This is a genomic window from Pseudonocardia alni (assembly GCF_002813375.1).
Classification (GTDB): Bacteria; Actinomycetota; Actinomycetes; order Mycobacteriales; family Pseudonocardiaceae; genus Pseudonocardia; species Pseudonocardia alni.
In genome coordinates this window covers 2,073,237-2,094,633 of the sequence record NZ_PHUJ01000003.1, presented here as the reverse complement: position 1 = coordinate 2,094,633, position 21,397 = coordinate 2,073,237, and the positions used below count along the sequence as shown (strand labels likewise).

Here is a 21,397-nt window from a genome sequence, read left to right as displayed (position 1 = left end):
CGGCGATGTCACGTACGTGGTGTGCCACACCGTCGGGCGACGGCGTCACCGGGCGGGGGACATCCGGGTGGGTGAGGTGTGGCGGGCGGCCCGTGCCGGGCGTCGACCACGGCCCGGGTCCACACCCCCACCCCGAGGGCGACGGCGTCGTCGAGGTCGGCGGCGGTGTCGACGTCGCGGCGCAGACCGGGACGGTCACCGGGCAGCGGGCGTGCCCCGGAGGCGCTGTGCCGGGCGGCCGACCCGCGGCCGAAGTGCGGGTCGAGGTCGTGGCCCGGCGCGACGAGCAGCAGCGTGGTGCCCTCGCCGGGGGCGTCGGGCTGGAAGGCTCGGGTCGCGCCGGCGGCGAACAGCACGGCGGCCGCGGCGACGGCGTCGTCGAGCTCGGCCGGGCGCAGCGCGGGCAGGTCGGCCTGCAGCGCCCCCAGCGCGGCGTGCGGGTCGCGCGATCGCAGCAGCGCGGCACCGTGGCGCAGCGCGCCGTTGAGCCGGCGGCCGGGGTCGGTGACGACCTCCGCGCCGAGCGCGCCGACCTCCATCGCCACCGCCGGGTCCGAGGAGATCACCAGCACGTGCCGGACCGCCGTCGCGGCGACGGCGGCGGCCACCGTGTCGCGGGCCAGGGCCAGCGCGAGCCGCTGGTGCGCGTCGAGATCACCCACCCCGCCGTCGGCGGCACCGCGCAGCCGGGTCTTGGCGCGGGGCAGCGGTTTCACCGGTACGACCAGGTCCACCCGCAGGGTCACGGCCCCAGTCTGGCACCCCGCGTGACACCGTGGGGCCTCTGTGGGGAGACTCCACGGACGAGATCCGGATCATCCCGATCCGCGACGACCCCACGACCCGCCACCGAGGCGGGCAGGAGGAGGCCGCCGGTGGCACGCGAGAAGGGCGGATTCTGGGTCGGTTTCGCCGTCCCGTTCTTCTACTCGATCGGCTGGCTCACCGGCCGGCCGCGCTACCAGGGCCGTGAGCACCTCCCGGCCCGGGGCGGCGCGCTGCTGGTCGGCAACCACATCTCGCACCTGGACCCGATCCACACCGGGACCTACGTGCACAGCGCGGGGCGGGTGCCCCGGTTCCTGGCCAAGAGCAGCCTGTGGCAGGTGCCGGTGCTCGGGCAGGTGCTGCGCGGCTCGGGGCAGATCCCGGTCTACCGCGACTCCGCCGACGCCCAGCAGAGCCTGGCCGCCGGGACGCAGGCCCTGGCCGACGGCAAGATCGTCATCATCTATCCGGAGGGCACCATCACCCGCGACCCCGACGGGTGGCCGATGCGCTCGCGCACCGGCGTCGCGCGGATGGCGCTGGCCTCGGACGTGCCGGTCATCCCGATGGTGCACTGGGGGACCCGCGAGGTCCTGAACGGCTACGAGAAGAAGTTCCGCCCGCTGCCGCGCACCGATGTCGTGCTGCGCGCGGGGGACCCGGTGGACCTGAGCGCGTACCGCGGGCGCCCGCTGGACGCCCACATCCTGCGCGAGGTCACCGACCTGATCATGGGACGGGTGCGGGAGCTGCTCGCCGAGGTCCGCGACGAGGACGCGCCGGAGGAGTTCTACCGCCGCCGCCCGGAGAGCGAGGCGGGCCGATGAGCGTCCCCCCGGCCCCGTCGTTCGGGGAGCGTCCGGTCAACGAACCCGTGCACTCGATCCACCGCGTCGCCGTGCTCGGCGCGGGCAGCTGGGGCACCGCGTTCGCGAAGGTCCTCGGCGACGCCGGCCGCGACGTGCGGCTGTGGGCCCGCCGGGCGGAGGTGGCCGAGGCGATCAACGCCGACCGGCGCAACCCCGACTACCTGTCCGACGTCGCGCTGCCGGACACGCTGCGGGCCACCCACGACGCGGCCGAGGCCCTCGACGGGGCCGACGCGGTGATCCTCGCGGTGCCGTCGCAGTCGCTGCGCGACAACCTGGAGCGCTGGCGCGACCTGGTCCCGGCCGGGGTCATCCTCACCAGCCTGGCCAAGGGCGTCGAGCTGGGGACGCTCAAGCGGATGACCGAGGTCATCGACGACGTCACCGGCGTCGGGGTGGATCGGCTCGCCGTGGTGTCCGGGCCGAACCTGGCCGCGGAGATCGCCCACGAGCAGCCGACGGCCACCGTCATCGCGTGCGAGGACCACGACCGTGCGGTGGCGCTGCAGACCGCCTGTGCGACCGGTTACTTCCGCGCCTACACCAACACCGACGTCGTCGGGGCGGAGCTGGGCGGGGCGGGCAAGAACGTCATCGCGCTGGCCGTCGGCGTCGCGTCCGGGATGGGGCTGGGCGACAACTCGCGGGCGTCGCTGATCACCCGCGGGCTGGCCGAGATGTCCCGGCTCGGGATGGCGCTCGGTGCCTCGCCGCTGACCTTCGCCGGCCTGGCCGGCATGGGCGACCTGGTGGCGACGTGCAGCTCCCCGCTGTCGCGCAACCGCACCTTCGGCGAGCAGCTCGGCCGCGGCGCGAGTCTCGCCGAGGCGGAGAAGGCCAACCACGGCCAGGTCGCCGAGGGCGTGAAGTCCTGCCTGTCGATCTGCGAGCTCGGTGAGCGCGCCGGGGTGGAGCTGCCCATCGCCGACGCGGTGCGCCGGGTCTGCCACGAGGGCATGACCGCCCACCAGATGGCCAAGGAACTGATCTCCCGGGCCCCGAAGCCGGAGTGAACCCCATGCTCGGAGACGGCACCCGCTGCGTGCGCGGCGGGGAGCACGACGTCCACGCCGTCGGCGATCCGGTGCACCGAGGGCCGGTGCTGACCAGCACCTACCACCTCGGCCGCCCGGAGGAGGCCGACCAGGGCGCGGACTTCTACGCCCGCGCGGACAACCCGACGTGGCGGGAGTTCGAGGCCGCCGTCGGCGAGCTCGACGGCGGGCCGTGCACGGTGTTCCCGTCCGGGATGGCCGCGATCGCCGCGGTCCTGCGTGCGTTCACCGGCGCCGGGCGCGGCGTGCTGCTGCCCAGCGACGGCTACTACGTCGCACGCCTGCTCGCCGACGAGGAGCTCGCCCCGCTCGGGGTGCCGGTCGCCTACTGCGCGACCGCGGGCGACTGGGCCTCGGCGATCGCCCGGCACCGGCCCGCACTGGTGATGCTGGAGACGCCGTCGAACCCCGGCCTGGAGGTCTGCGACGTCGCCGCGGTCGCCGCCGCCGCGCACGCGGCCGGGGCGGTCGTCGCCGTCGACAACACCACGTGCACCCCGCTCGGGCAGCAGCCGCTCGCGCTCGGCGCGGACCTCGTCGTCGCCAGCGACACCAAGGCGCTGTCCGGGCACGGGGACCTGCTGCTCGGGCACGTGTCCGCGGCCGACCCGGTGCACCACGAGCGGGTCCGCGCCTTCCGCACCCGCGGCGGCGCGATCGCCGGGCCGATGGAGACGTGGCTGGCGCTGCGCGGGCTCGGCACCCTGGACCTGCGGCTGGCCCGGCAGGCCGAGAACGCCCGCGCGCTCGCCGTCGCGCTGCGGGAGACCCCGGGCGTGCACGACGTGCGCTGGCCAGGGCTGGCCGACGACCCGTCGCACGTGCTCGCCCGGACCCAGATGCGGCGCTGGAACGGGATCCTGCGGTTCACCCTGGCCGACACCCACGCCGTCTCGGAGTTCCTGGCCCGCACGACGCTGGTCGACTCGGCGACGAGCTTCGGCGGGCTGCGCACCGCTGCGGACCGGCGGGCGCGCTGGGGCGACGCGGTGCCGGACGGTCTGGTGCGGCTGTCCTGCGGTGTCGAGGACACCGGCGACCTCCTCGCGGACGTGATCGGCGCACTCGGGGGCTGATCCGCGCCGCGGAACCGACGGGACACCCCGCGTCGGTCGCGCTATCACACTCGCGTAACCCGGGTTCCGTATGGTCGACTACATCCGGACCTCGAGCGTTCGCGGAGGTGGTCGCGTGCCGTACCGACAACCCGTCCCCCATGGTGCCGAGATGATCGTCCCTGGCGAACTGAGAGCGGTCGATCCGCTCCCCGACGATCCCGTCCCGGCACCGGGGGCCGAGCTGCCGACCACGGCTCGGATCCCATCGGGGTCCCGGGTCCTGCTCCTCAACGCCAGCTTCGAACCGCTGGCCGTGGTCACGTCCAAGCGCGCCATCTGCCTGCTGCTCGCCGGTAAGGCCGAGTGTCTCCAGGAGGCGCTCGAGGGCGCGGAGTTCCGTTCCGAGAGTCTCGCTCTCCCGGCACCGTCCGTCCTGCGGCTCTCCCGCTACGTCCGGGTGCCCTACCGCCGATCGGTGCCCATGACCCGGGCCGGTGTGCTCCGTCGTGACGCCCGACGCTGCGCGTACTGCAGCAGACGCGCCGACACCATCGACCACGTGATCCCCCGCAGCCGCGGCGGGGCGCACAGCTGGGAGAACTGCGTCGCGGCATGCAAGGCCTGCAACTCGAAGAAGGCGGACCGTCTCATCGAGGAACTGGGCTGGACCCTGCGGACGGCGCCGGCGCCGCCCGCGAGGAACGGGGCGGGGGTGCTCGTCCTGGCGGTGGAACCACTGCCCGCCTGGGAGCCCTGGCTGGGCGCCGCGGCCTGACGACGGACACGCGAACGCCCCCGCCTCACGGGAGGAGGCGGGGGCGTTCGCGGAACGTCTCCCGGCGGACCGTCCGGGGACGGAGCGCAGGGGTCAGCGGCGCCGCAGCAGGGCCGAGGTGAGACGGGCGGCGCGACCGGCCGAGCGGCCGGCGGCGGTGCGGGCGTGGAAGACGCGGCAGGCGGTGCCGCAGACCCCGCAGTCGGTGCCGGCGCGGTAGTGGTCGTGGGCGTCGCGCTCATGCCCGCAGCGGCACAGGTCGACCGCGACCGGGGTGGCCGCGACGGGCGGCAGCGCGCCGTTCTCCGCGGCGCCGCGCGGCGCCGGGATGGCGACCGGAGCGGTGCCGGTGCCGACGGTGGCGGGGGTCTCGGGCGTGACGCTCATGGGTTCCTCCTCGGTCCGCGACGGCCGTGCGGCCGTTCTGCCCCTGCATTCGCCTGGTCCGTCCGGACCATTAGCGAGAGGGCCGTCGGTTCCCCACATCTGATGACACAGCACCCCTCCGTTACTGCGCTGTGTACGCGCCGAGCCGCTGACCTGCGACGACCGGTGACGTTGTGCGGCACCGGGAGTGGGACCGTGCGGTAGCACGTAACGCCGGACGCCCGGTGGCGACGAACCGGACGACCGTCCACGGACATCCAGGAGACCCGATGCGCAACGCCGTCCCCCCGCCCCGGCACGACGCCGTCGCGCCCGGCCTGCGCGACGGACGGCCCCGGCGTCGCGGGCGGCGGGTGCTCGCCGTCCTTCTGGCGCTCGTCCTCGTGCTGCTCCTCGCGATCGGGGGTGTGGTCGCCTACCTGACCTCGAGCATCGGCGGTGGCATCGCCCGCATCCCGGACGCGTTCCGCGGGATCGACGCCGGCAGCCGTCCGGCGACGTTCGGCGGCACCACGTTCCTGCTCGTCGGCACCGACTCCCGCGCCGAGGCCCCCACCACCGGCACCGACGCCGCCCCGGGCGTCGACGCGGGCTCCCGGCGCTCCGACGTGATCATGCTCGGCACCCTCGCCCCCGACGGCGAGCACGCGAGCGTCGTGTCGATCCCGCGCGACTCCTGGGTCGACATCCCCGGCCGCGGCATGAACAAGATCAACGCCGCCTACGCGTTCGGTGGCGCCCCGCTGCTCATCCGGACCGTGGAGAAGCTGACCGGGGTGCGGGTGGACCACTTCGGCGTCGTCGACTTCGCCGGGTTCACCTCGCTCGTCGACTCCGTCGGCGGCATCGACGTGCAGGTGGCGCAGGCGACGAGCAATGCCGGCGTCGACTTCCGGGCGGGGGAGAACCACCTGGACGGCGCCCAGGCGCTGGCCTACGTGCGCCAGCGCTACGGCCTCCCGAACGGCGACATCGACCGCGCCGCCCGCCAGCAGAACGCCATCAAGGCACTGCTCGCGACGGTCCAGGAGAAGGCCACGACCGACCCGACCGCGCTCTACGCGTTCGCGACCAGCGTCGGCGACGCGGTGAGCGTGGACGACTCGCTGTCCGACACCGGGCTGGTGCAGCTGGCCCTGGAGAACCGCAACCTGCGCGGCTCGGGTGTGGCGTTCGTGACCGCGCCGGTGGCCGGACTGGGGCGCGAGGGGGAGCAGTCGGTCGTCTACCTCGACGAGCGGCGCAGCGCGCAGCTGTGGGGGGCGGTGCGCAACGGGTCGGTGGCGCAGTACGCGGACCTGAATCCGACGGAGGCGCTGAGCGCGACGCCGTCCTGAGTTTATCGTTCTTCGGTGTACTGTTCTTCGATGTATCGAAGAACGATGCATCCGGGGGGATGTCATGACAGTGGATTCGTGGATGCTGAGCGCCGTCCGGCTGGTCGCGCGGCTCTACTTCGTGCTGCTGGCGGTCGCGCTGGCGTTCCTGGCCGCGGCCGCGGTCGGGAAGATCGGGCAGGCGCTGGCCGGGGAGCCGACGTCGTACGTGTTCGAGCTGGGATACGACCACCCGCCGCTGGCGGACTCCGCGCGGATGATCGAGGGATCGCCCCTGGTGATGGGACAGGACTCGCCGCGCCTCGGCTCGGTGCTCGCCGAGCTGCCGCAGCTCCTGCCCGCCCTCTACGGGGCGGTGGTCATCGGCCTCGCGCTGCGGGCGCTGGACCTGGCGCGGGAGCGGGGCCTGTTCTGCGACGGTCTGCCGCGCCGGGTGGGTCTGCTGGGCTGGGCGCTGGTCGGGCAGCCGGTGTGGGCCCTGGTTGAGGCGGTGTAGCGGTGCCCGCGGAACCGGAATCGGCGATCGAGATCCATCTCGACACGCTGCTGGCCGAGCGGGGGATGACGCTCACCGAGCTCGCCCGCCGGGTCGGGGTCACGCACGCGAACCTGTCGGTGCTCAAGAACGGCCGGGCCCGCGCGATCCGGTTCTCGACGCTGTCGGCGATCTGCGAGGCGCTGGGCTGCCAGCCGGGGGACCTGATGAGCCACCGGGCCGGGGAGCCGTCGCTCCCCGATCCCCGGTGACGGCCGGTCAGGCCCAGATCTTCCAGGGCGCCTGGTCGCGCGCCCACAGGCTGTTGAGGTACTCGAAGTCCTTGAAGGTGTCCATCGCCGACCAGAAGTCCTCGTGGCGGTGCACGTTGAGCTGCCCGTCGCGGGCCAGGCGCTGCAGCGGCTCGTGCTCGAGCCACACGCCGTCGTCGTCGGGCTCGCCGAGGTAGGAGTCGAGGAACTCGCGGCGGAAGGCGAAGTACCCGCCGGAGACGAAGCCGGTCACCTGGGTGGGCTTCTCGTTGAACTCCACGACCCGCTCGCCCTCGACGTTCATCTCGCCGAACTTCGACGTCGGGTGCACCCCGGTGACGGTGCCGATCTTCCCGGACTGCTCGTGCTCCTTGGCCAGGGCGGTGATGTCGACGGTGCCGACGCCGTCGCCATAGGTGAGGAAGAAGTTCTCGGTGTCGACGTACTGGGCGATCTTCCGGATGCGCGAGCCGGTGGCGGCCTCCAGGCCGGTCTCGGCGAAGGTGATCTCCCAGTCCTCGTCGACGCCGTTGTGGAAGTCGATCCGGTGCCGGTCGGACATGGACAGGGTGAAGTCCGCGGAGCGGGCCCGGTAGTCGAGGAAGTACTCCTTGATCGCCCAGCTCTTGTACCCCAGGCACAGGACGAAGCGTCGGAAGCCGTGCTCCCGGTAGGTCTTCATGATGTGCCAGACGATCGGCCGGTCACCGATCTCGACCATCGCCTTGGGCAGGCTCTCCGATGCCTCGCGGATGCGGGTGCCCTTGCCTCCGCAGAGGATGACGACGGGGGTCTGAGGGTCCATGGGGGCCTTCCGTTCCTTCGTGGGGAGCGTGGTGGGGCGACGGCGTCGTAGTGGTGCAACCGAACACCACTACCGCACTGTTATCGCCGTCGGGCTGTCTCCCGCCTCACATCGGGCGAAACCGGACAGCGCGGGTCGCCCCGCCACGACCTGTCCGCAGGTCATCCAGGGCTCCGGTGCGGACGGGATGATCGGCCGGTCGTTTCCGTTTCGGAAACGACGGCCGCCCCGCCGGAGGTCAGGTGCGGGTGTCGACGAGGTCGAAGACCCGGATCCGGCCCGCCGGGCGGGCCGCACACGTCAGCGGCCGGTCCACCTCCACGAACCGTTCCCGCACCTCGACCACGCGGTCCGGGTGGTGGAACGTGACCCGCCAGGACGTGTGCCCGGGGGGCCGGCCGTCGGAGTCGACGTCCGCGACGCCCAGGTCGTCCACCCCGGTCGCGCCGGTGACGGCACGCGCGTGGTGCTGGGCGGCCTGCACGGCGGGCGGCAGCGCGGAGCGCCCCCGCAGCAGACCGGGGACGACGAGCCCGCGGCCGTACTCCCGCACGACGGCGGGCCCGTCGGCCGGGGTCACGCCGCCGTAGGTCAGGCCGTGGGGGAGCAGCACCAGGGCGGGGGCGAACCGGCAGCCGCCGATGTGGCTGCACTCCCAGGTGCCCTCGGGGTCGTCGGCGACGAGCGCGGCGGCGAGCGGCCGACCGCGGACGGCGCAGCAGGCGTCGTGCCGGCCGTGCGCGCAGACCAGCACCAGCGGGTCGGGGTGCGGGTCGCCGTCGGCGTGGACGGCGGCGGCCAGCTCGGCGGGGGAGGACCAGATGCCGGTGCGGACGTCCTCGTGCCCGGGCCGGGCGTCGACGCGGAACCAGCGCCGCCCCGGTGCGACGGCGTCGCGGTCCCGGCGCCCGGGCCGGCGCACGAGCACGACCCGCGCGCCCTCCTCCCCGGCCCAGGCCCCGAGTGCCGACGCGGCGGCGGGATCGAGCCCGGCCAGGGCCTGACGCGGCCACGGCCCGGGGTGCTCGACGAGGAACCAGTGCCGCGCGGGCGGCGCGGTGCCCTCCGCCGGGTCACCGGCCGTCTCGGCGAGCTCCGCGCAGTGCTGGTACTCCCGGGCCGCGGTCACGCCGTGGCCGGGACGAGCACGCCCTCGCGCAGCAGCCGCCGGACGAGGACGACCTGGTCGTCGGCGTCCAGCCCGGGCAGGTCCCCGACGGTGTGGGTGCCGCCGCCGAGCAGGGCCGCCAGCGCGGGTGCGACGACGGCGGGCAGGGTCAGCGTCTTCTCCGCCAGTTCCAGCACGACCCGATCATCGCCCGGGACGAGGCGGTGGTGCACCCCGAGGCGCCGGCGCACGGTGTCCCCGGGCGCGAGATCGCGGGCGAACGCGGCGGCGGCGACCGGCCGGACCGGCTCCGGGCGCCCGCCGGACCACACCCGGCCCCGGACCCGGCGCGACACGTCCTCGGCGGGGGCGGCGGCGAGGGCACCGGTCAGCGCGGCGCGCACCGCGTCCAGGTGCGGGGCGAGCTGTTCCGGGTCGGCCAGGTCGACCCCCAGCGGCAGGCTCGCGCGCAGCCGCTCGTCGGAGGCGACCAGCGCCAGCAGCGACTCGACCAGCGCGTACCGGGTCACCACGTGGACGCCGACGGTCAGGTGCGCCGAGACGTCGCCGAGCGCGGTGGCGGAGTGCAGCCAGCCGCGGGGGAGGTAGAGCACGTCACCGGGTTCGAGGACCCGGTCGATCACGGGCTCGTCGTCGCGGGCGCGGGCGGCGACGGCGTCGCCGTGGTCGCTCCAGGGCTGGCTGCGCAGCGGGTCGGTGTGGACCGGTGCGTGGACGCGCCAGTGCTTCTGCCCGGCCAGCTGCAGCACGAACACGTCGTGCACGTCGTAGTGGGCGGAGAAGCCCTGGGACTGGGGCGGGGTGATGTAGGCGTTCGCCTGCACCGGGTGGCCGAGGTCCTCGGCGAGCGCGGTGCAGAAGTCGATGACGCCGGGCCAGACGCGGTGCAGCGCCTGCAGGACGACGGTGCTGCCGTCGCCGAACAACGCGGCGACCTTGTCGTCGCGGACCTGGTCGCCGATCTCGGCGCCCACCCCGCCCGGGCCGGTGAAGTCACCCGAGCCGACGACGGACCCGTTGCGGGCCAGCCGCAGGAACGGGGTGCGCAGCCCGCGGCGGGACAGCAGCTCGTCGACGCCGTCGAGGTCGAGCAGGTCGCGGAACGCGCCGGTGTCCGCGCCGGTGCGCAGCAGCGCGGTGGTGCCCCAGTGCCGGGCGCCGAACGTGTCGGTGTCCGAGCCGACCAGCCGCGCGAGGGCGCAGTTCCCGGACGCCGCACGCGCGCCGGCCGGCGCCGGGGTGCCCGCGGGGGGCGATCCGGCACCGGCCGTCGGCTCGCTCAGCTCAGTTCGCACCGCTGTCGGCGCCACCGTCGGCGCCGCCGTCGTGCTGGCCCGGGGTGCCCTCGCCGGCACCGGAGTCCGCGGGGCCCTCGGCGCCGGAGTCCGCGCCGCCGTCGGCGCCGCCGTCGTGCTGGCCGGGGGTGCCCTGGCCGGCGCCGGAGTCGGCCGGGCCCTCGGCGCCGGAGTCCGCGCCGCCGTCGGCGCCGCCGTCGTGCTGGCCGGGGGTGCCCTGGCCCGCACCGGAGTCGGCCGGGCCCTCGGCGCCGGAGCCGCTCGAGGTGGTGATGTCGTCGTCGTTCAGAGCCATGGTGGTCTCCTGGTGTCGTCGGGACTGTCGCGAGCGGCTACCCCGGTCCGGGCCCGGCCATGCACGTTCCCCTCCGGAACGACGACGGCGGGGGCGGGCACCGGGTGGGTGTCCGCCCCCGCCGTCGCGGAGGACCGGGGACCGGGATCAGTAGGCGCCCCCGCCACGGGTGACGGCGCCGGCGGTGCGGGCGAGGATGGACAGGTCGAGCATGGGGGACCAGCGCTCGAGGATGCAGCCGACGTGGGTCTGGCGGAAGAACACCCCTGACCGCGGGCCCGCCGTCTCGTCACATCTGATGAACCGCCGAACGGCCGATAACGGGCTGGTCCGTGCGGAGCGATCCAGCGGAGCAGAGGGCCGCGTCGACGGCCCGCCGGACCAGGGGAGACCGCACGATGACGTCGCACCGCCGCCCACGCCGTTCCGTTTCCCGCGCCCTGCTGGCCGGGCTGGTGCCGGCGACGACGGCGGCCGCGCTCTGCGTCGCGTCCGTCGCCTCCGCCGATCCGGTCGTCGCGGTCGTGGCCCCGGCTCCCACGGGTCCCGGTGTGGTGGCGCGGGAGTTCCCGGCGCCGCTCGTGCCGGGGATCGTGCCGGCCGCGCCGCTCTCGTCGTTCGTCGAGGAGGAGCCGGAGCCGGTGCTCTATACCTGCGAGCCGACGGCGGACCCGGAGTTCGAGGACCCGGCCCACCCGCACTACATCACCAACAAGAACTGCCCCGACCTGATCGCGGCGAAGGAGCAGGCGCAGCGGGAGTACCTGGAGCAGTTGCAGGCAGAGGAGCACGAGGTGAGTGGGGACGGACTGGAGTCCGCCTGCTCGGACCCCACCAGCAGCTACTACGGGACCGCGGCCTGCGGGTCCGACCTGGACGGCGACGGGATCATGGACGGATTCACCGGCTGACCGCTCGTCGCGGGGTAGCGCCCGGCCACCTCAGCGCCCCTTCGTCGAACATATGTTCGAGTAGTGGTGTACGTGGACGACGTCTGGCAGGCCGGTGACGAGGAGCTCCTCGCCGCGGTCGCGGCCGTCCAGGAACGGATCAACCGCGAGTCGGCGTCGCTGGTGGCGCTGGTCGCGGAGATCGCGACCCGTGGGCTGGCCGAGGACACGGGGTTCCGCGACACCGCGGACCTGCTGCGCACCGTGCAGAACGTGGCGCTGTCCACCGCCCGCGCCCGGGTCGATGCCGCTCGGAGGCTGTCCCCGCTGTTCCTCATCACCGGCGAGCAGGTGGACCCGGAGCTGCCCGAGCTGGCGGCGGCGTTCGCCGCGGGCGCGGTCGGCCCCGAGCACGTGCGGGTGATCCTGCGCGTGCTGGCGATGCTGCCGCCGCACCTGCGCGAGCACCGTCCGGTGCTGGAGGCCGACCTGGTCCACCACGCCCGCACGCTGGATCCCGACGCCGTCGAGAAGCTCGGCCGGCGGGCGATCGCCCTGCTGGACCCCGACGGGCCGCGCCCGCGGGAGCCGAAGCCGTCGCGCAACCGGTTCGTACTGCGCCCGCAGGGCACCGGGTACGAGGCGCGGGGCTGGTTCGACACCGAGTCCGCGGCGATGCTGCGCACCGCACTGTCCCCGCTGACCGCGCCCGTCCCGGCGGACGGACCCACCGGGGCGCGGGACGAACGATCCACCGCCGAGCGCTCCGGCGACGGGCTGGTGGAGCTCGCGCGGCGGATGCTCGCGACGGGAGACCTGGGCGTGGAGAACGGGCAGCCCGTCACGCTGACCGTCACCGTCCCGCTCGACACCCTCACCACCGGCACCGGGTCCGGGCTGCTCGGCTTCGGGGCCGGTGGGCTGTCCGCCGCCGTCGCCGCCGGGGACGCGCTGCGCCTGGCCTGTGACGCGCGGATCGTCCCGGTCGTGCTCGGCACGGCCGGGGAGCCGCTGTTCGTCGGACGGGAGGCCCGGCTCGCGACCCGCGGGCAGCGCCGCGCCCTCGCCCAGCGCGACGGCGGGTGCGCCCACCCCGGGTGCGAGGCGCCGCCACAGTGGTGCGTCGCCCACCACATCCGGCACTGGGCCGACGGCGGCGCCACCGACCTGGACAATCTGGTCCTGCTCTGCGGGCACCACCACCGGTTGGTCCACCACGGGGACTGGAGCATCACGATGGACGGCGGGTTCCCGGTCTTCCACCCACCGCCCTGGGTGCCGGGCGGGCCGCGATGCAACCCGCTGCACCGGCCCGACCTGATCGGCTGCGGACGGGGCGACCCACCCGTGCCGCTGGACGCGGTCGTCGACGCGTCCGCGGGCCGGGTGCTGGTCCCGTGACGCGCCACATCCGCGGGATGCGGGCGGGCGCCCGGTCGGCGCGCGGGCCACGGTGCCGCGTGCGGCTGGGGGGTGCCGCCGAACCGGAGCCGGATCGGCGGGCCAGACCGTGCGCCGGGCGCTCCGCAGCCCGGAGGAACACCTCCGCCACCGCGCTGGCCGTCCAGATCGGGCACACGGGCGGGTGTGGTGATCCCCCCGAAGATCTCGGCTCCGCCGGGCGACCGTCACCGGATCCGGCGCGGGCACGGGGGCGACCCGGGTCACACCGTCTCTCAACCCTGGGGATGTCCGCCGCCCGCGGCCGTTCGGCGGAAATGGACAGGGGCTCCCGTGCGACTGAACGGACGACGGACCGTCGGGGGAGGGCCCATGACATCGCTGGACGAGCGTGCCGAGGCACACGAAGTGGTGCCCATGCCACTCCGCGCGTCCCACACTGCGTCCATGGCTCGCCGGCCGCAGGCCCCCACGCAGCCCGGACCGGACGACCGGTTCCGGGTCCTCGTGGTGTGCACCGGCAACATCTGCCGCTCGCCGCGGTCGTGAACGGCCCGTCCGGCACCGCTCCACCGTGCTCGAGCGCTACCCGCACCTGCTCGACCGCACCTTCGCGCTGCGCGAGTTCGCCCGGCTGACCGCGGCCGTCGACGACACCATGCTGCCGCCCGACCTGGTCAAGCGCGGTCGTGTGCTCGTCGAGGCCGCACGGGCGCGGCGCGGAACGATCCCCCCGGCCGACGACACCGTCCCCGACCCGATGGGCGGACCGGAACAGGCGCACCGTGAGGCGGTCCGCCTGATCTGGCAGGCCGTGCACGGGATCGTCGACGCGCTCGCCCCGCGGGTGGGTGTCCGTCGTTAGCGGAAGGTCGGTGAGGTTCGGGGGCTAACGCCCGATCCTCGGGTTGCGAGTGTCGTCACGACGTCGCAATCGCCCGATTGCGGCGCCTGTGTCCACGCCCCGGGAGACCGGTGCGACGGAGGAGGCCGCAGGTGCGGATCTGCCAGCTGTCCAGCGTCGAGTCCGCCTTCGCCTTCCTAGTCCCGCTGTTCCACGCGCTGGACGCGGACGGCCACGAGGTGGTCGCGGCCAGCACCATGGACCGCGACGGCGACACCCTGCGGCACCACCTCGGCAGCTCCTACGCCCTGCACCGGATCCGGGTGAGCCGCCGCATCACGGGGCGGGCGTTCAGCACCGAGATCCTGGCGCTCGTCCGCTACCTGCGCCGGGAGCGGTTCGACGTCGTCCACCTGCACGGGCCGCTGGCCTCGATCCAGGGGCGCATCGCGGCCCGGATCGCCCGGGTCCCCTGCGTCGTCAACCACGTGCACGGCTTCTACTTCCACGACGGTATGGCGCGGCGGACGTGGTTGGTGCACACCACCGCGGAGCGCCTGCTGAACCGCTACTTCGCCGACTACGTCGTGACCGTCAACTCCGAGGACCTCGACTTCGCACGCCGGACCGGTTTCGCCCGGGACCCCGATCGGGTCGTCGGCACACCGGGCGTCGGGGTCGACACCGCCCGGTTCGCCCCCGACCCGGAGCGCCGGGCCGCCGTTCGTCGTGAGCTCGGTATCCCGGTCGACGAGTTCGTCGTCGTCTTCGTCGGCAGGCTGGTGACGGAGAAGGGCGTCCTGGAACTGCTGACCGCGTTCTCCGACCTGCTCGCCGATCGGCCGGCCTGGTTGCTGCTGGTCGGCGACGCCGCACCCAGCGAGCGCGACCAGTCGGTGCGCGCACGGCTCGAGCAGGAGCACCGGCGGGACCCGGCGGCGGCCGCGCGCACCCTGCGGCTCGGGCTCCGTACCGACGTGCCCGACCTTCTGACGGCCGCCGACCTCGCCGTCCAGCCCTCGTACCGGGAGGGGATGCCGGTCGCGGTGCTGGAGGCCATGTCGGCCGGCGTTCCACTGGTGGCGACCGACATCCGCGGGAGCCGCGAGGCCCTCGACGGGGGCCGCGCGGGAGTGCTCGTGCCCCCACGGGACGCACCGAAGCTCAGCGCCGCCGTCCGTGCGCTGGCCGCCGACGACCGGGAGCGGACCCGGCTCGCGGCGGCCGGTCGGGCGCGGGTCGAGGACCACTTCGCGATCCCGCACGCCCTCGCGCCGCTGATGTCGCTCTACCGTCGGATCGAGGCGTCGACCCCCCGGCACCGGTTCAGCCTGCGGGCCCGGCTGCGCCCTCTGGTACGACGCGTCGTGCCGACGGCGCTGCGGGGACCCGCGACCGGGACCCCGCGGTGGCGGCTCGCTGTCGAGCACACGGCGGACCCGTTGTCCCCGGTCGGCCCGGTCCGACGACCGGTGTTCTCCGACGACGAGCTCGCCCGCCTCGGCATCACGATGGTCGCCGACCCGTTCGCGATCCAGCGGGACGGCATCTGGCACCTGTTCTTCGAGCAGGTGCGCCACGGCCAGGGACGCGGCGAGATCGGGCTCGCCACCAGCGACGACCTCGTCGACTGGCGCTACCACGGTGTCGTGCTCAGGGAGGACTTCCACCTCTCCTACCCCCAGGTGCTCGCCGACGGCGACGAGATCCTGATGGTCCCGGAGAGCTGCGCGGACGGGAACGGGACGGTGCGGCTGTACCGGGCGGTGGACTTCCCCCACACCTGGGAGCTCGACCGTGTTCTGCTCCGGGGCCGTCCCTTCAAGGACAGCACCGTCCTTCGGCACGAGGGCCTGTACTACCTGTTCACCGAGATCAGCGAGCGCCACACGCACGACCGGCTCGACCTGTTCGTCGCGCCGTCGATCCGTGGGCCCTGGGAACCGCACCCCTCGAACCCCATCGTGCTGGACGACGCGTCGATCTCCCGACCGGCGGGCCGGGTCATCGAGGTGGGCGGACGCCTGGTCCGGCTGGCGCAGGCGTGCCACCGGTCCTACGGCGACGGGGTGTGGGGCCGGCCGATCCGCACGCTGACCTCCGAGGAGTACCGGGAGACGCCCGAGGAGGTCCGGCTGTACCCGTCGCAGGGGGTCGGCGGGACGGGCCATCACATCGACAGCCATCGGGTCCCCGGTGGCTGGGTGCGGTTCGTCGACACCCATGAGTGAACCCGGTCGGGCCGGTACCGGCGGCGAGGGAACGGCGCGCCGGGTGTGGACGCCCGAGCTGGTGCTGCTCGCCGCCTACCTGTTCACCATGCCGATCCAGATCGAGGTCGGCGACTACCGGCAGATCGCGCCGGCCGACGCGTTCATCGCCTGTTACCTCGCGGTGCGGTCGACCCGGCTGCGGCACATGTCCGGGGCGTGGACGGTCTGGCACACGGCGCTGGTCCCGCTGCTCGGTCTCGGCTGCCTCGTCGCCGTCGTGCGGACCGGCGAGCTGACCTCCTACGCCCTGCTGCAGAAGTACGTCGGGCTGATCGCCCTGCTGGCGACGGGTGCCTGCTTCATCGACTACATGCGCGACGTCGAGCGGCTCCGCCGGATCCTGCGGCTGTTCGTCGGCGCGGTCCTCCTGCACGCCACGCTCGCGCTCGGCGCGCGGCTGCTGAACCTCGCCGGTGGCCCGGTCCTGCCCCTGATGAACGATCCCTGGCCGACCGACCGGATCTCCGGCCTCGTGCTCGATGCCAATGCCTTCGGAGGTCTCGTCGCACTCGCCCTGGTGCTGCACCACGTGACCGCCGGCACCCCCTCGGCGCTGCTGCCCGGCCGGTGGGCGGTCGCCGGCTACGTCGTGCTGCCGGCGACGCTCCTGCTGACCTTCTCCCGGTCGTCCTGGATCGGGCTGACCTGCGGCTTGGCGGCGCTGCTCCTCGTCCGACCGGCTCTCGGCGGCCGGACCCTCGTCCGCGGCGCGCTGCCGGTCGTCGTCCTCGTCCCGCTGGTGCTGCTGCAGGTCCCCGACGCCGCCGCGCTCGTGACACGGCCCAGCGAGATCTCCTCCCGTCTGGTGATCGGGTTCGAGGCGTTGCACGACTACGTGGAGAGCCCGGTGTTCGGGATCGGACTCGGCGTGTACGTCGCCGAGTACCGGATCGTCGTGCACAACACGGCGCTGTGGTTCCTGTCCGATCTCGGGTTGATCGGCCTGGCGGTGTTCCTGGCGCTGGTCGTGTCGGTGGCGGTACGACTGTTCTCCGCGCTGCCCGTCGCGTCCGGTGAGCTGCGGCCGATGGTGCTCGCACTGCTGTGCGGGCACGTCGTGATGGCCGGTGTGTCCCTCGGGATCGAGGCGTTCTACCAGCGGCACTGGTGGCTGGTCTTCGCCGCTGCGGGTGTGGCGACGGTGCTCACCCTACGGTCGTCGGACACCCGTGCCGCTCCGCGGTCCGCGACGGAGGTGCTCGTCCGGTGACCGGTCCGACCAACCTCCGCCAGGCCCACTGGGGGTTCCTGTCGCAGATCGTCAACACGGGGACGAACTTCCTGCTCACCCTGCTCGTCGCCCGGGTCACCGCGCCCGACGCGTTCGGTGCCTTCGCGGTGGTCATGGTCCTCTACACGATCGGGATCGGGGTCGTGCGTGCGACGTCCAACGACGTGCTCGCCGTGCGCCGCCGCCGCGACCGGGCGGACCCGGCGCGCGAGGAGAGCGAGGCACTCGCGCACACCGTCGCGTTCGGGATCCTGCTCGGACTCGCATCCGCGGCCGTGGTCCTCGTCATCGGGCACGGGACCGGCCCGTTCCTGCTGATGGCGCTCGTGATGCCGATGCTCCTGCTTCAGGAGGGGCTGCGGGGGATCGCGATGGTCCGGGCCGTCCCGAAGGAGGCCGCGCTCTCCGACGTCCTGTGGGCGGTGGCGCAGTTCGGCACGATCGGTGTCGCCGCCGTCCTGGACGGCGGGGTGTCCGAGATCGCCGCCGTGCTCGGATGGTGCGTCGGCGGCAGCCTCGGCGCCGTGACGGCTCTGGTCAGGCTGCACATCCGGCCCCGGTTCCGCGCCGCGCTGCGGTGGTTCGTGTTGCACCGCGCCCTCGCGGCTCCGTTGCTGGCCACCCACATGCTCACCGGGATCCCGGTCGACGCCTCGTTCCTGCTGATGCCGTTGGTCACGGATCTGTCCGAGGTCGGTGCGCTCCGGGCCGCGTTCCTGTTCTTCGGTCCGCTCGGCATCCTGATCCTCGGTACGCGGTCGATGCTTCTGCCCGACGCGACCCGGCTCGGCTCCCCCCGCGAGGTCCGCCGGCTCGTCGGCCGGGTCACCGCGGTGCAGGCGGTACTCGCCGCGGCCTGGGGCGCCGGGGTCGTCCTGCTGCCCGACCGGGTCGGGCGGTGGCTGCTCGACACGAACTGGGACGGCACCCAGGGGCCGCGCACCTTCCTCGCCGTGATGCTGGTCGCCGAGGCGGTGCTGGTCGGGGCGATCGTCGTCGCCTCGGCACTCGGGCAGCTGCGCCGGGCACTGCTCGTCCAGGCGACGACCGTCCCGATCGTCCTCGTCCTGGTGCTCGTCGTGGCCTCCGGGCACGGGGCGACCGGTACCGCCGCCGTCCTCGCCGGCGGTTACGCGGTCAGCGCCGTGCTGGCCTGGCTGCTGTTCCTGGTCCGGAAGGACACGGATCAGAAGGACATGGACCGGCTGACCGGAGCCCCCACCGACCATCGCACAGAATCGGGGACCGCATGAACCAGACCGCATCGTCCGACGAGCTGGAGATCTCCTTCTGGCGCCGGGCCCTGCGCCGGCACCGGTTGCTCGTCCTCACCGTGGTCGTGCTGTTCGTCGCCGTCACGGTCGCGGCCGTGCTGTTGCGCCCCGCGTCCCACTCGGCGACCACCGAGGTCTTCGTGTCCGGCGCCGACGTCGCCCCGGAGGTCCAGTTCGTCCGGAGCCGTTTCGTCTCCGAGGCCGCCGCGGCCGAGCTGGGCTCCCGGCCCGAGGTCGACGTCGGGTCGGGCGACTCGACGTGGATCCTCACCGTCACCGCGTCGGCGGCGACTCCCGAGGAGGCCGCGAGGGTCGCGACGACCTACGCGACCACCTACGTGCGGTTGCGCGAGCAGGCCACCACGGACGCCCGCCGTGCGGGGGAGGCCGACCTCGAGCAGTCCATCGCCCGGGCCCGGGCCGAGCTGGACGCTCTGCCCCCGAACGCGCCACCGCAGGCCGGGGCACGGCTGGAGAACGAGATCACCGCGTTCCAGGACGCGCTGACCAGCACGACGTCGGCGACGATCCAGGCCGGGCCCCGGCCGGTCGTCCTGGACACCACGGTGGCCGACGGGCAGGCGAGCGGGACGGTGTGGCTCTACGCCGCGGCGGCCGCCGCGATCGGGTCCGTCGCGGGTGCCGGGCTGGCCGGGGCCGTCGGGGGGCTCGACCCGCACGTGCCGGGCCCTGCGTACGCCACCAGAGCCCTGCGGGTCCCGCTGTTCGGAACAGTCGCGCCGTCCGGCACCCGCGGTGGGTGGCGGTCGTCGCGGGCGCGGCGCCGGGCACGGGTGCGCACCGCGCCGGGCGAGGTGATCGCGATGATCCGTGCCCTGGTGCTGCCCGCGGACCGCGACAAGCTCAGCGGCAGCGTGCTGGTCTGCGGCGCCGGCCGGGGCGACGGCGCCGAGGCTGGCAGGATCGCGACCGAGCTCGCGACCGGCTTCGCCCGGGCCGGCGCGTCGACGGCGCTGGTCCGGGCCGATTTCACCGCCCCGGAGTCCGACCTCGGCGCTCCGGGGCTGTCCGCGGTCGTCGCCGGACGGGTGGCCCTGTCCGATGCGCTGACCGTCACCGACGACGCGCCGGGCCTGTCGGTCATCGCCGCGGGCGCCGCGCCCGACTCGACTGTCGACCTCCTCTCCGGCCGGGAGTTCGGCCGGATCGTGGAGGAGCTGGAGCGGACGGTCGACGTCGTCGTCGTCCACTGTGCCCCGCTCGGCGACGACCCGGGCGCCGCACTGGTCTCGCGGACGGCGGACGCCACGCTGCTCGTCGTGTCGGACCGGACCCGCCGTGACGAGCTGAGTCGCGTGGAGCAGACCCTGCACGCGACCGGCGGCCGCGTCGAGGGCATCGCCTACGTCGGCGAGCCGGGGGCATGACCGGACGGCACCGGGCACTCGCCACCGCGGTCGGCGTCATCGTCGTCGCGGCCGTCGTGCTGTTCGCCGGTCCGCTGAGACCGGGTCCCCCGGCCCCGTCCGGTCCTCCGACGGCGTGGGTGGAGGACGCACTCGTCCGGGTGTCGGCACACGACCCGCCCGGTCCCCGGACCACGGCGCAGATCACCGCGGCACGGGGTGAGACCGAGTCGTTCCAGATCGTCACGACCGGTGGTGGCCGGCCCTTGCGCGGCGTGGACCTGGAGGTGAGCAGACTCGGGGGGCCGGGCGGTGTCTTCCTCCCGGCGGGTGCGGTCTCGCTGTTCCGGGAACAGTTCGTGACGGTCCCGGCGACGCTGCCGGTCGCGGGCTCCGCCGGGCCGGGGGACTACGCCGACGGCCTGGTGCCCTTCACCGATCCTGCGACCGGTGCACCGCTGCACGGCGACATCCCCGCCCGCGGGGTATCCGTCGATCCGCACCGCGCCCAGCCGTACTGGGTGGACGTCGCGGTCCCCCGGGACGCGGTCCCCGGGGTGTACCGCGGCGGCTACACCCTGCGCACCGCCGGCGGCGACGTCAGCGGGCAGGTCGAGCTCACGGTCCTGGACCTGGTGCTGCCCGCCCGTCCGGCTCTGACCGGGGCCTTCCTGAACAGCGGCGGTCGACCCGCCGTCGACGCGGAGCTGCTCCGCAACGGCGCCATGCCCGGCAGCCCGGTGGGCGGACTGGACCCGGCGCTGCGCGCCTCGGGCCGGCTGAACGCGGTGAACACCGGCTTCTACAGCGGAGCCGACCGCGACACCTGCACGATGCGGCCACCGCCCACACCGGGGGAGGTCGACGCCGCCGTGCGGGAGGCCCCCGCGGGCACGTCGCGCTACAACTACACCGCCGACGAGATCGCCGACTGCGACGACCCCACGACCCTCTACCCGGCGCTGCGGGACTGGTCGCGAGCCCTGCACCGGGCCGGGGTGCGGCAGCTGGTGACGATGGCGCCGGACCCGGCCCTCTTCGACGACGGCACCGGGGCACCGGTGGTCGACGTGTGGGCGTCGTTGCCGATGGACCACGACCCCGCGCTGGTGGACGCGGCGGTCGGGCGCGGGATGGAGGTCTGGTCCTACACCGCCCTCGCCCAGGACGACTACTCGCCGAAATGGCTCATCGGCGCTGACCCCGCCGGGCTGAGGGCGATGCCCGGATTCTTGAACCAGAGCCTCGGCTACACCGGGCTGCTCTACTGGCGGGTCGACGGATGGGGGACGGTCGACCCCTGGTCGACGGCGGTTCTCTACGACGACCGGTACGCCGGCGACGGGATGCTCGTCTACCCGGGCGACCGGGTCGGCCTCCCGGGTGGCGCCGCGCCGTCGCTGCGCCTCAAGTGGATCCGGGACGGCATCGACGACTACGCCTACGCCGAGCTGGCCCGTCGGGCGGCCGGTGACGCCGCGGTCGACCGGGTCGTGCGCACGGTGGCACCGGACTGGCGCGGCTGGAGCCGCGACCCGGCGGCGCTGGCCACGGCGCGCGCAGCGCTCGCGGAGCTTGCGGCGGGCGGCCGATGACA

General features: G+C 74.3%; 21 protein-coding genes. 15 read left to right on the top strand and 6 right to left on the bottom strand.

Annotated features, from left to right (window positions below):
* Window positions 1–8 precede the first annotated feature (8 nt).
* A complete protein-coding gene (gene cofC, locus ATL51_RS10630) occupies window positions 9–740 on the bottom strand; it encodes a 2-phospho-L-lactate guanylyltransferase (protein WP_083659180.1) in 732 nt (243 codons plus the stop codon).
* Between the two features lie 135 nt (window positions 741–875).
* On the opposite strand from cofC, the gene ATL51_RS10625 reads away from it, so the two are divergent.
* From ATL51_RS10625 to ATL51_RS10610, 4 genes are all read left to right on the top strand, one after another.
* Window positions 876–1,595, top strand: coding sequence for a lysophospholipid acyltransferase family protein (locus tag ATL51_RS10625; RefSeq protein ID WP_073578418.1), 720 nt, complete (start codon window positions 876–878; stop codon window positions 1,593–1,595).
* Window positions 1,592–2,650, top strand: a complete 1,059-nt coding sequence (locus tag ATL51_RS10620; RefSeq protein WP_100878531.1) for an NAD(P)H-dependent glycerol-3-phosphate dehydrogenase — start codon at window positions 1,592–1,594, stop codon at window positions 2,648–2,650. The genes ATL51_RS10625 and ATL51_RS10620 overlap by 4 nt, the downstream gene beginning before the upstream one ends.
* A 5-nt stretch (window positions 2,651–2,655) precedes the next feature.
* A complete protein-coding gene (locus tag ATL51_RS10615) occupies window positions 2,656–3,768 on the top strand; it encodes a cystathionine gamma-lyase (protein WP_100880632.1) in 1,113 nt (370 codons plus the stop codon).
* 151 nt (window positions 3,769–3,919) lie between these two features.
* Complete coding sequence (locus ATL51_RS10610; protein ID WP_100878530.1) at window positions 3,920–4,525, top strand: HNH endonuclease; 606 nt, start codon at window positions 3,920–3,922, stop codon at window positions 4,523–4,525.
* 93 nt (window positions 4,526–4,618) lie between these two features.
* Here the strand turns inward: ATL51_RS10610 and ATL51_RS10605 are convergent, their stop codons facing one another.
* Complete coding sequence (locus ATL51_RS10605) at window positions 4,619–4,912, bottom strand: hypothetical protein (protein ID WP_100878529.1); 294 nt, start codon at window positions 4,910–4,912, stop codon at window positions 4,619–4,621.
* 269 nt (window positions 4,913–5,181) lie between these two features.
* On the opposite strand from ATL51_RS10605, the gene ATL51_RS10600 reads away from it, so the two are divergent.
* From ATL51_RS10600 to ATL51_RS10590, 3 genes are all read left to right on the top strand, one after another.
* The gene (locus ATL51_RS10600; RefSeq protein WP_100878528.1) at window positions 5,182–6,249 is read left to right on the top strand and encodes an LCP family protein; all 1,068 of its coding nucleotides are present in this window, start codon (window positions 5,182–5,184) and stop codon (window positions 6,247–6,249) included.
* 82 nt (window positions 6,250–6,331) lie between these two features.
* Window positions 6,332–6,745: a hypothetical protein gene (locus tag ATL51_RS10595; protein WP_100878527.1), complete on the top strand. Its 414-nt coding sequence runs from the start codon at window positions 6,332–6,334 to the stop codon at window positions 6,743–6,745.
* 65 nt (window positions 6,746–6,810) lie between these two features.
* Window positions 6,811–6,996 carry a helix-turn-helix domain-containing protein gene (locus ATL51_RS10590; RefSeq protein ID WP_208623139.1) on the top strand — a complete coding sequence of 62 codons (186 nt, stop codon included), beginning with the start codon at window positions 6,811–6,813 and terminating at the stop codon, window positions 6,994–6,996.
* Between the two features lie 7 nt (window positions 6,997–7,003).
* Here ATL51_RS10590 and ATL51_RS10585 read toward each other — a convergent pair whose 3' ends face one another.
* The 4 genes from ATL51_RS10585 to ATL51_RS10570 form a co-directional block, all read right to left on the bottom strand.
* Window positions 7,004–7,801 (bottom strand): glucose-1-phosphate cytidylyltransferase, encoded by a 798-nt coding sequence (locus ATL51_RS10585; RefSeq protein ID WP_100878525.1) that lies wholly within the window; start codon window positions 7,799–7,801, stop codon window positions 7,004–7,006.
* Window positions 7,802–8,039: 238 nt separating this feature from the next.
* The gene (locus ATL51_RS10580; protein ID WP_100878524.1) at window positions 8,040–8,930 is read right to left on the bottom strand and encodes a sucrase ferredoxin; all 891 of its coding nucleotides are present in this window, start codon (window positions 8,928–8,930) and stop codon (window positions 8,040–8,042) included.
* Window positions 8,927–10,225: a cupin domain-containing protein gene (locus ATL51_RS10575; protein WP_301548987.1), complete on the bottom strand. Its 1,299-nt coding sequence runs from the start codon at window positions 10,223–10,225 to the stop codon at window positions 8,927–8,929. The genes ATL51_RS10580 and ATL51_RS10575 overlap by 4 nt, the downstream gene beginning before the upstream one ends.
* Window positions 10,215–10,520, bottom strand: a complete 306-nt coding sequence (locus ATL51_RS10570; protein ID WP_100878523.1) for a hypothetical protein — start codon at window positions 10,518–10,520, stop codon at window positions 10,215–10,217. The genes ATL51_RS10575 and ATL51_RS10570 overlap by 11 nt, the downstream gene beginning before the upstream one ends.
* A 398-nt stretch (window positions 10,521–10,918) precedes the next feature.
* Here ATL51_RS10570 and ATL51_RS10565 point away from each other — a divergent pair, with 398 nt between their 5' ends.
* The 8 genes from ATL51_RS10565 to ATL51_RS10530 all read left to right on the top strand — a co-directional run bounded on the left by ATL51_RS10565 (window position 10,919) and on the right by ATL51_RS10530 (window position 21,395).
* Window positions 10,919–11,431, top strand: a complete 513-nt coding sequence (locus ATL51_RS10565; RefSeq protein ID WP_100878522.1) for a hypothetical protein — start codon at window positions 10,919–10,921, stop codon at window positions 11,429–11,431.
* A 63-nt stretch (window positions 11,432–11,494) separates the two neighbouring features.
* A complete protein-coding gene (locus ATL51_RS10560) occupies window positions 11,495–12,811 on the top strand; it encodes an HNH endonuclease signature motif containing protein (protein ID WP_100878521.1) in 1,317 nt (438 codons plus the stop codon).
* A gap of 574 nt (window positions 12,812–13,385) precedes the next feature.
* A complete protein-coding gene (locus ATL51_RS10555) occupies window positions 13,386–13,676 on the top strand; it encodes a hypothetical protein (RefSeq protein WP_100878520.1) in 291 nt (96 codons plus the stop codon).
* A gap of 131 nt (window positions 13,677–13,807) precedes the next feature.
* A complete protein-coding gene (locus ATL51_RS10550) occupies window positions 13,808–15,886 on the top strand; it encodes a glycosyltransferase family 4 protein (protein ID WP_157818312.1) in 2,079 nt (692 codons plus the stop codon).
* Window positions 15,879–17,138, top strand: coding sequence for an O-antigen ligase family protein (locus tag ATL51_RS10545; RefSeq protein ID WP_157818311.1), 1,260 nt, complete (start codon window positions 15,879–15,881; stop codon window positions 17,136–17,138). Before ATL51_RS10550 ends, ATL51_RS10545 begins: the two co-directional genes overlap by 8 nt.
* Window positions 17,135–18,412, top strand: a complete 1,278-nt coding sequence (locus ATL51_RS28130) for an MATE family efflux transporter (RefSeq protein WP_157818310.1) — start codon at window positions 17,135–17,137, stop codon at window positions 18,410–18,412. The genes ATL51_RS10545 and ATL51_RS28130 overlap by 4 nt, the downstream gene beginning before the upstream one ends.
* Window positions 18,409–19,821, top strand: a complete 1,413-nt coding sequence (locus tag ATL51_RS10535; protein ID WP_100878517.1) for a P-loop NTPase family protein — start codon at window positions 18,409–18,411, stop codon at window positions 19,819–19,821. Before ATL51_RS28130 ends, ATL51_RS10535 begins: the two co-directional genes overlap by 4 nt.
* Window positions 19,818–21,395, top strand: a complete 1,578-nt coding sequence (locus ATL51_RS10530) for a DUF4091 domain-containing protein (protein ID WP_100878516.1) — start codon at window positions 19,818–19,820, stop codon at window positions 21,393–21,395. The genes ATL51_RS10535 and ATL51_RS10530 overlap by 4 nt, the downstream gene beginning before the upstream one ends.
* Window positions 21,396–21,397: the final 2 nt, after the last annotated feature.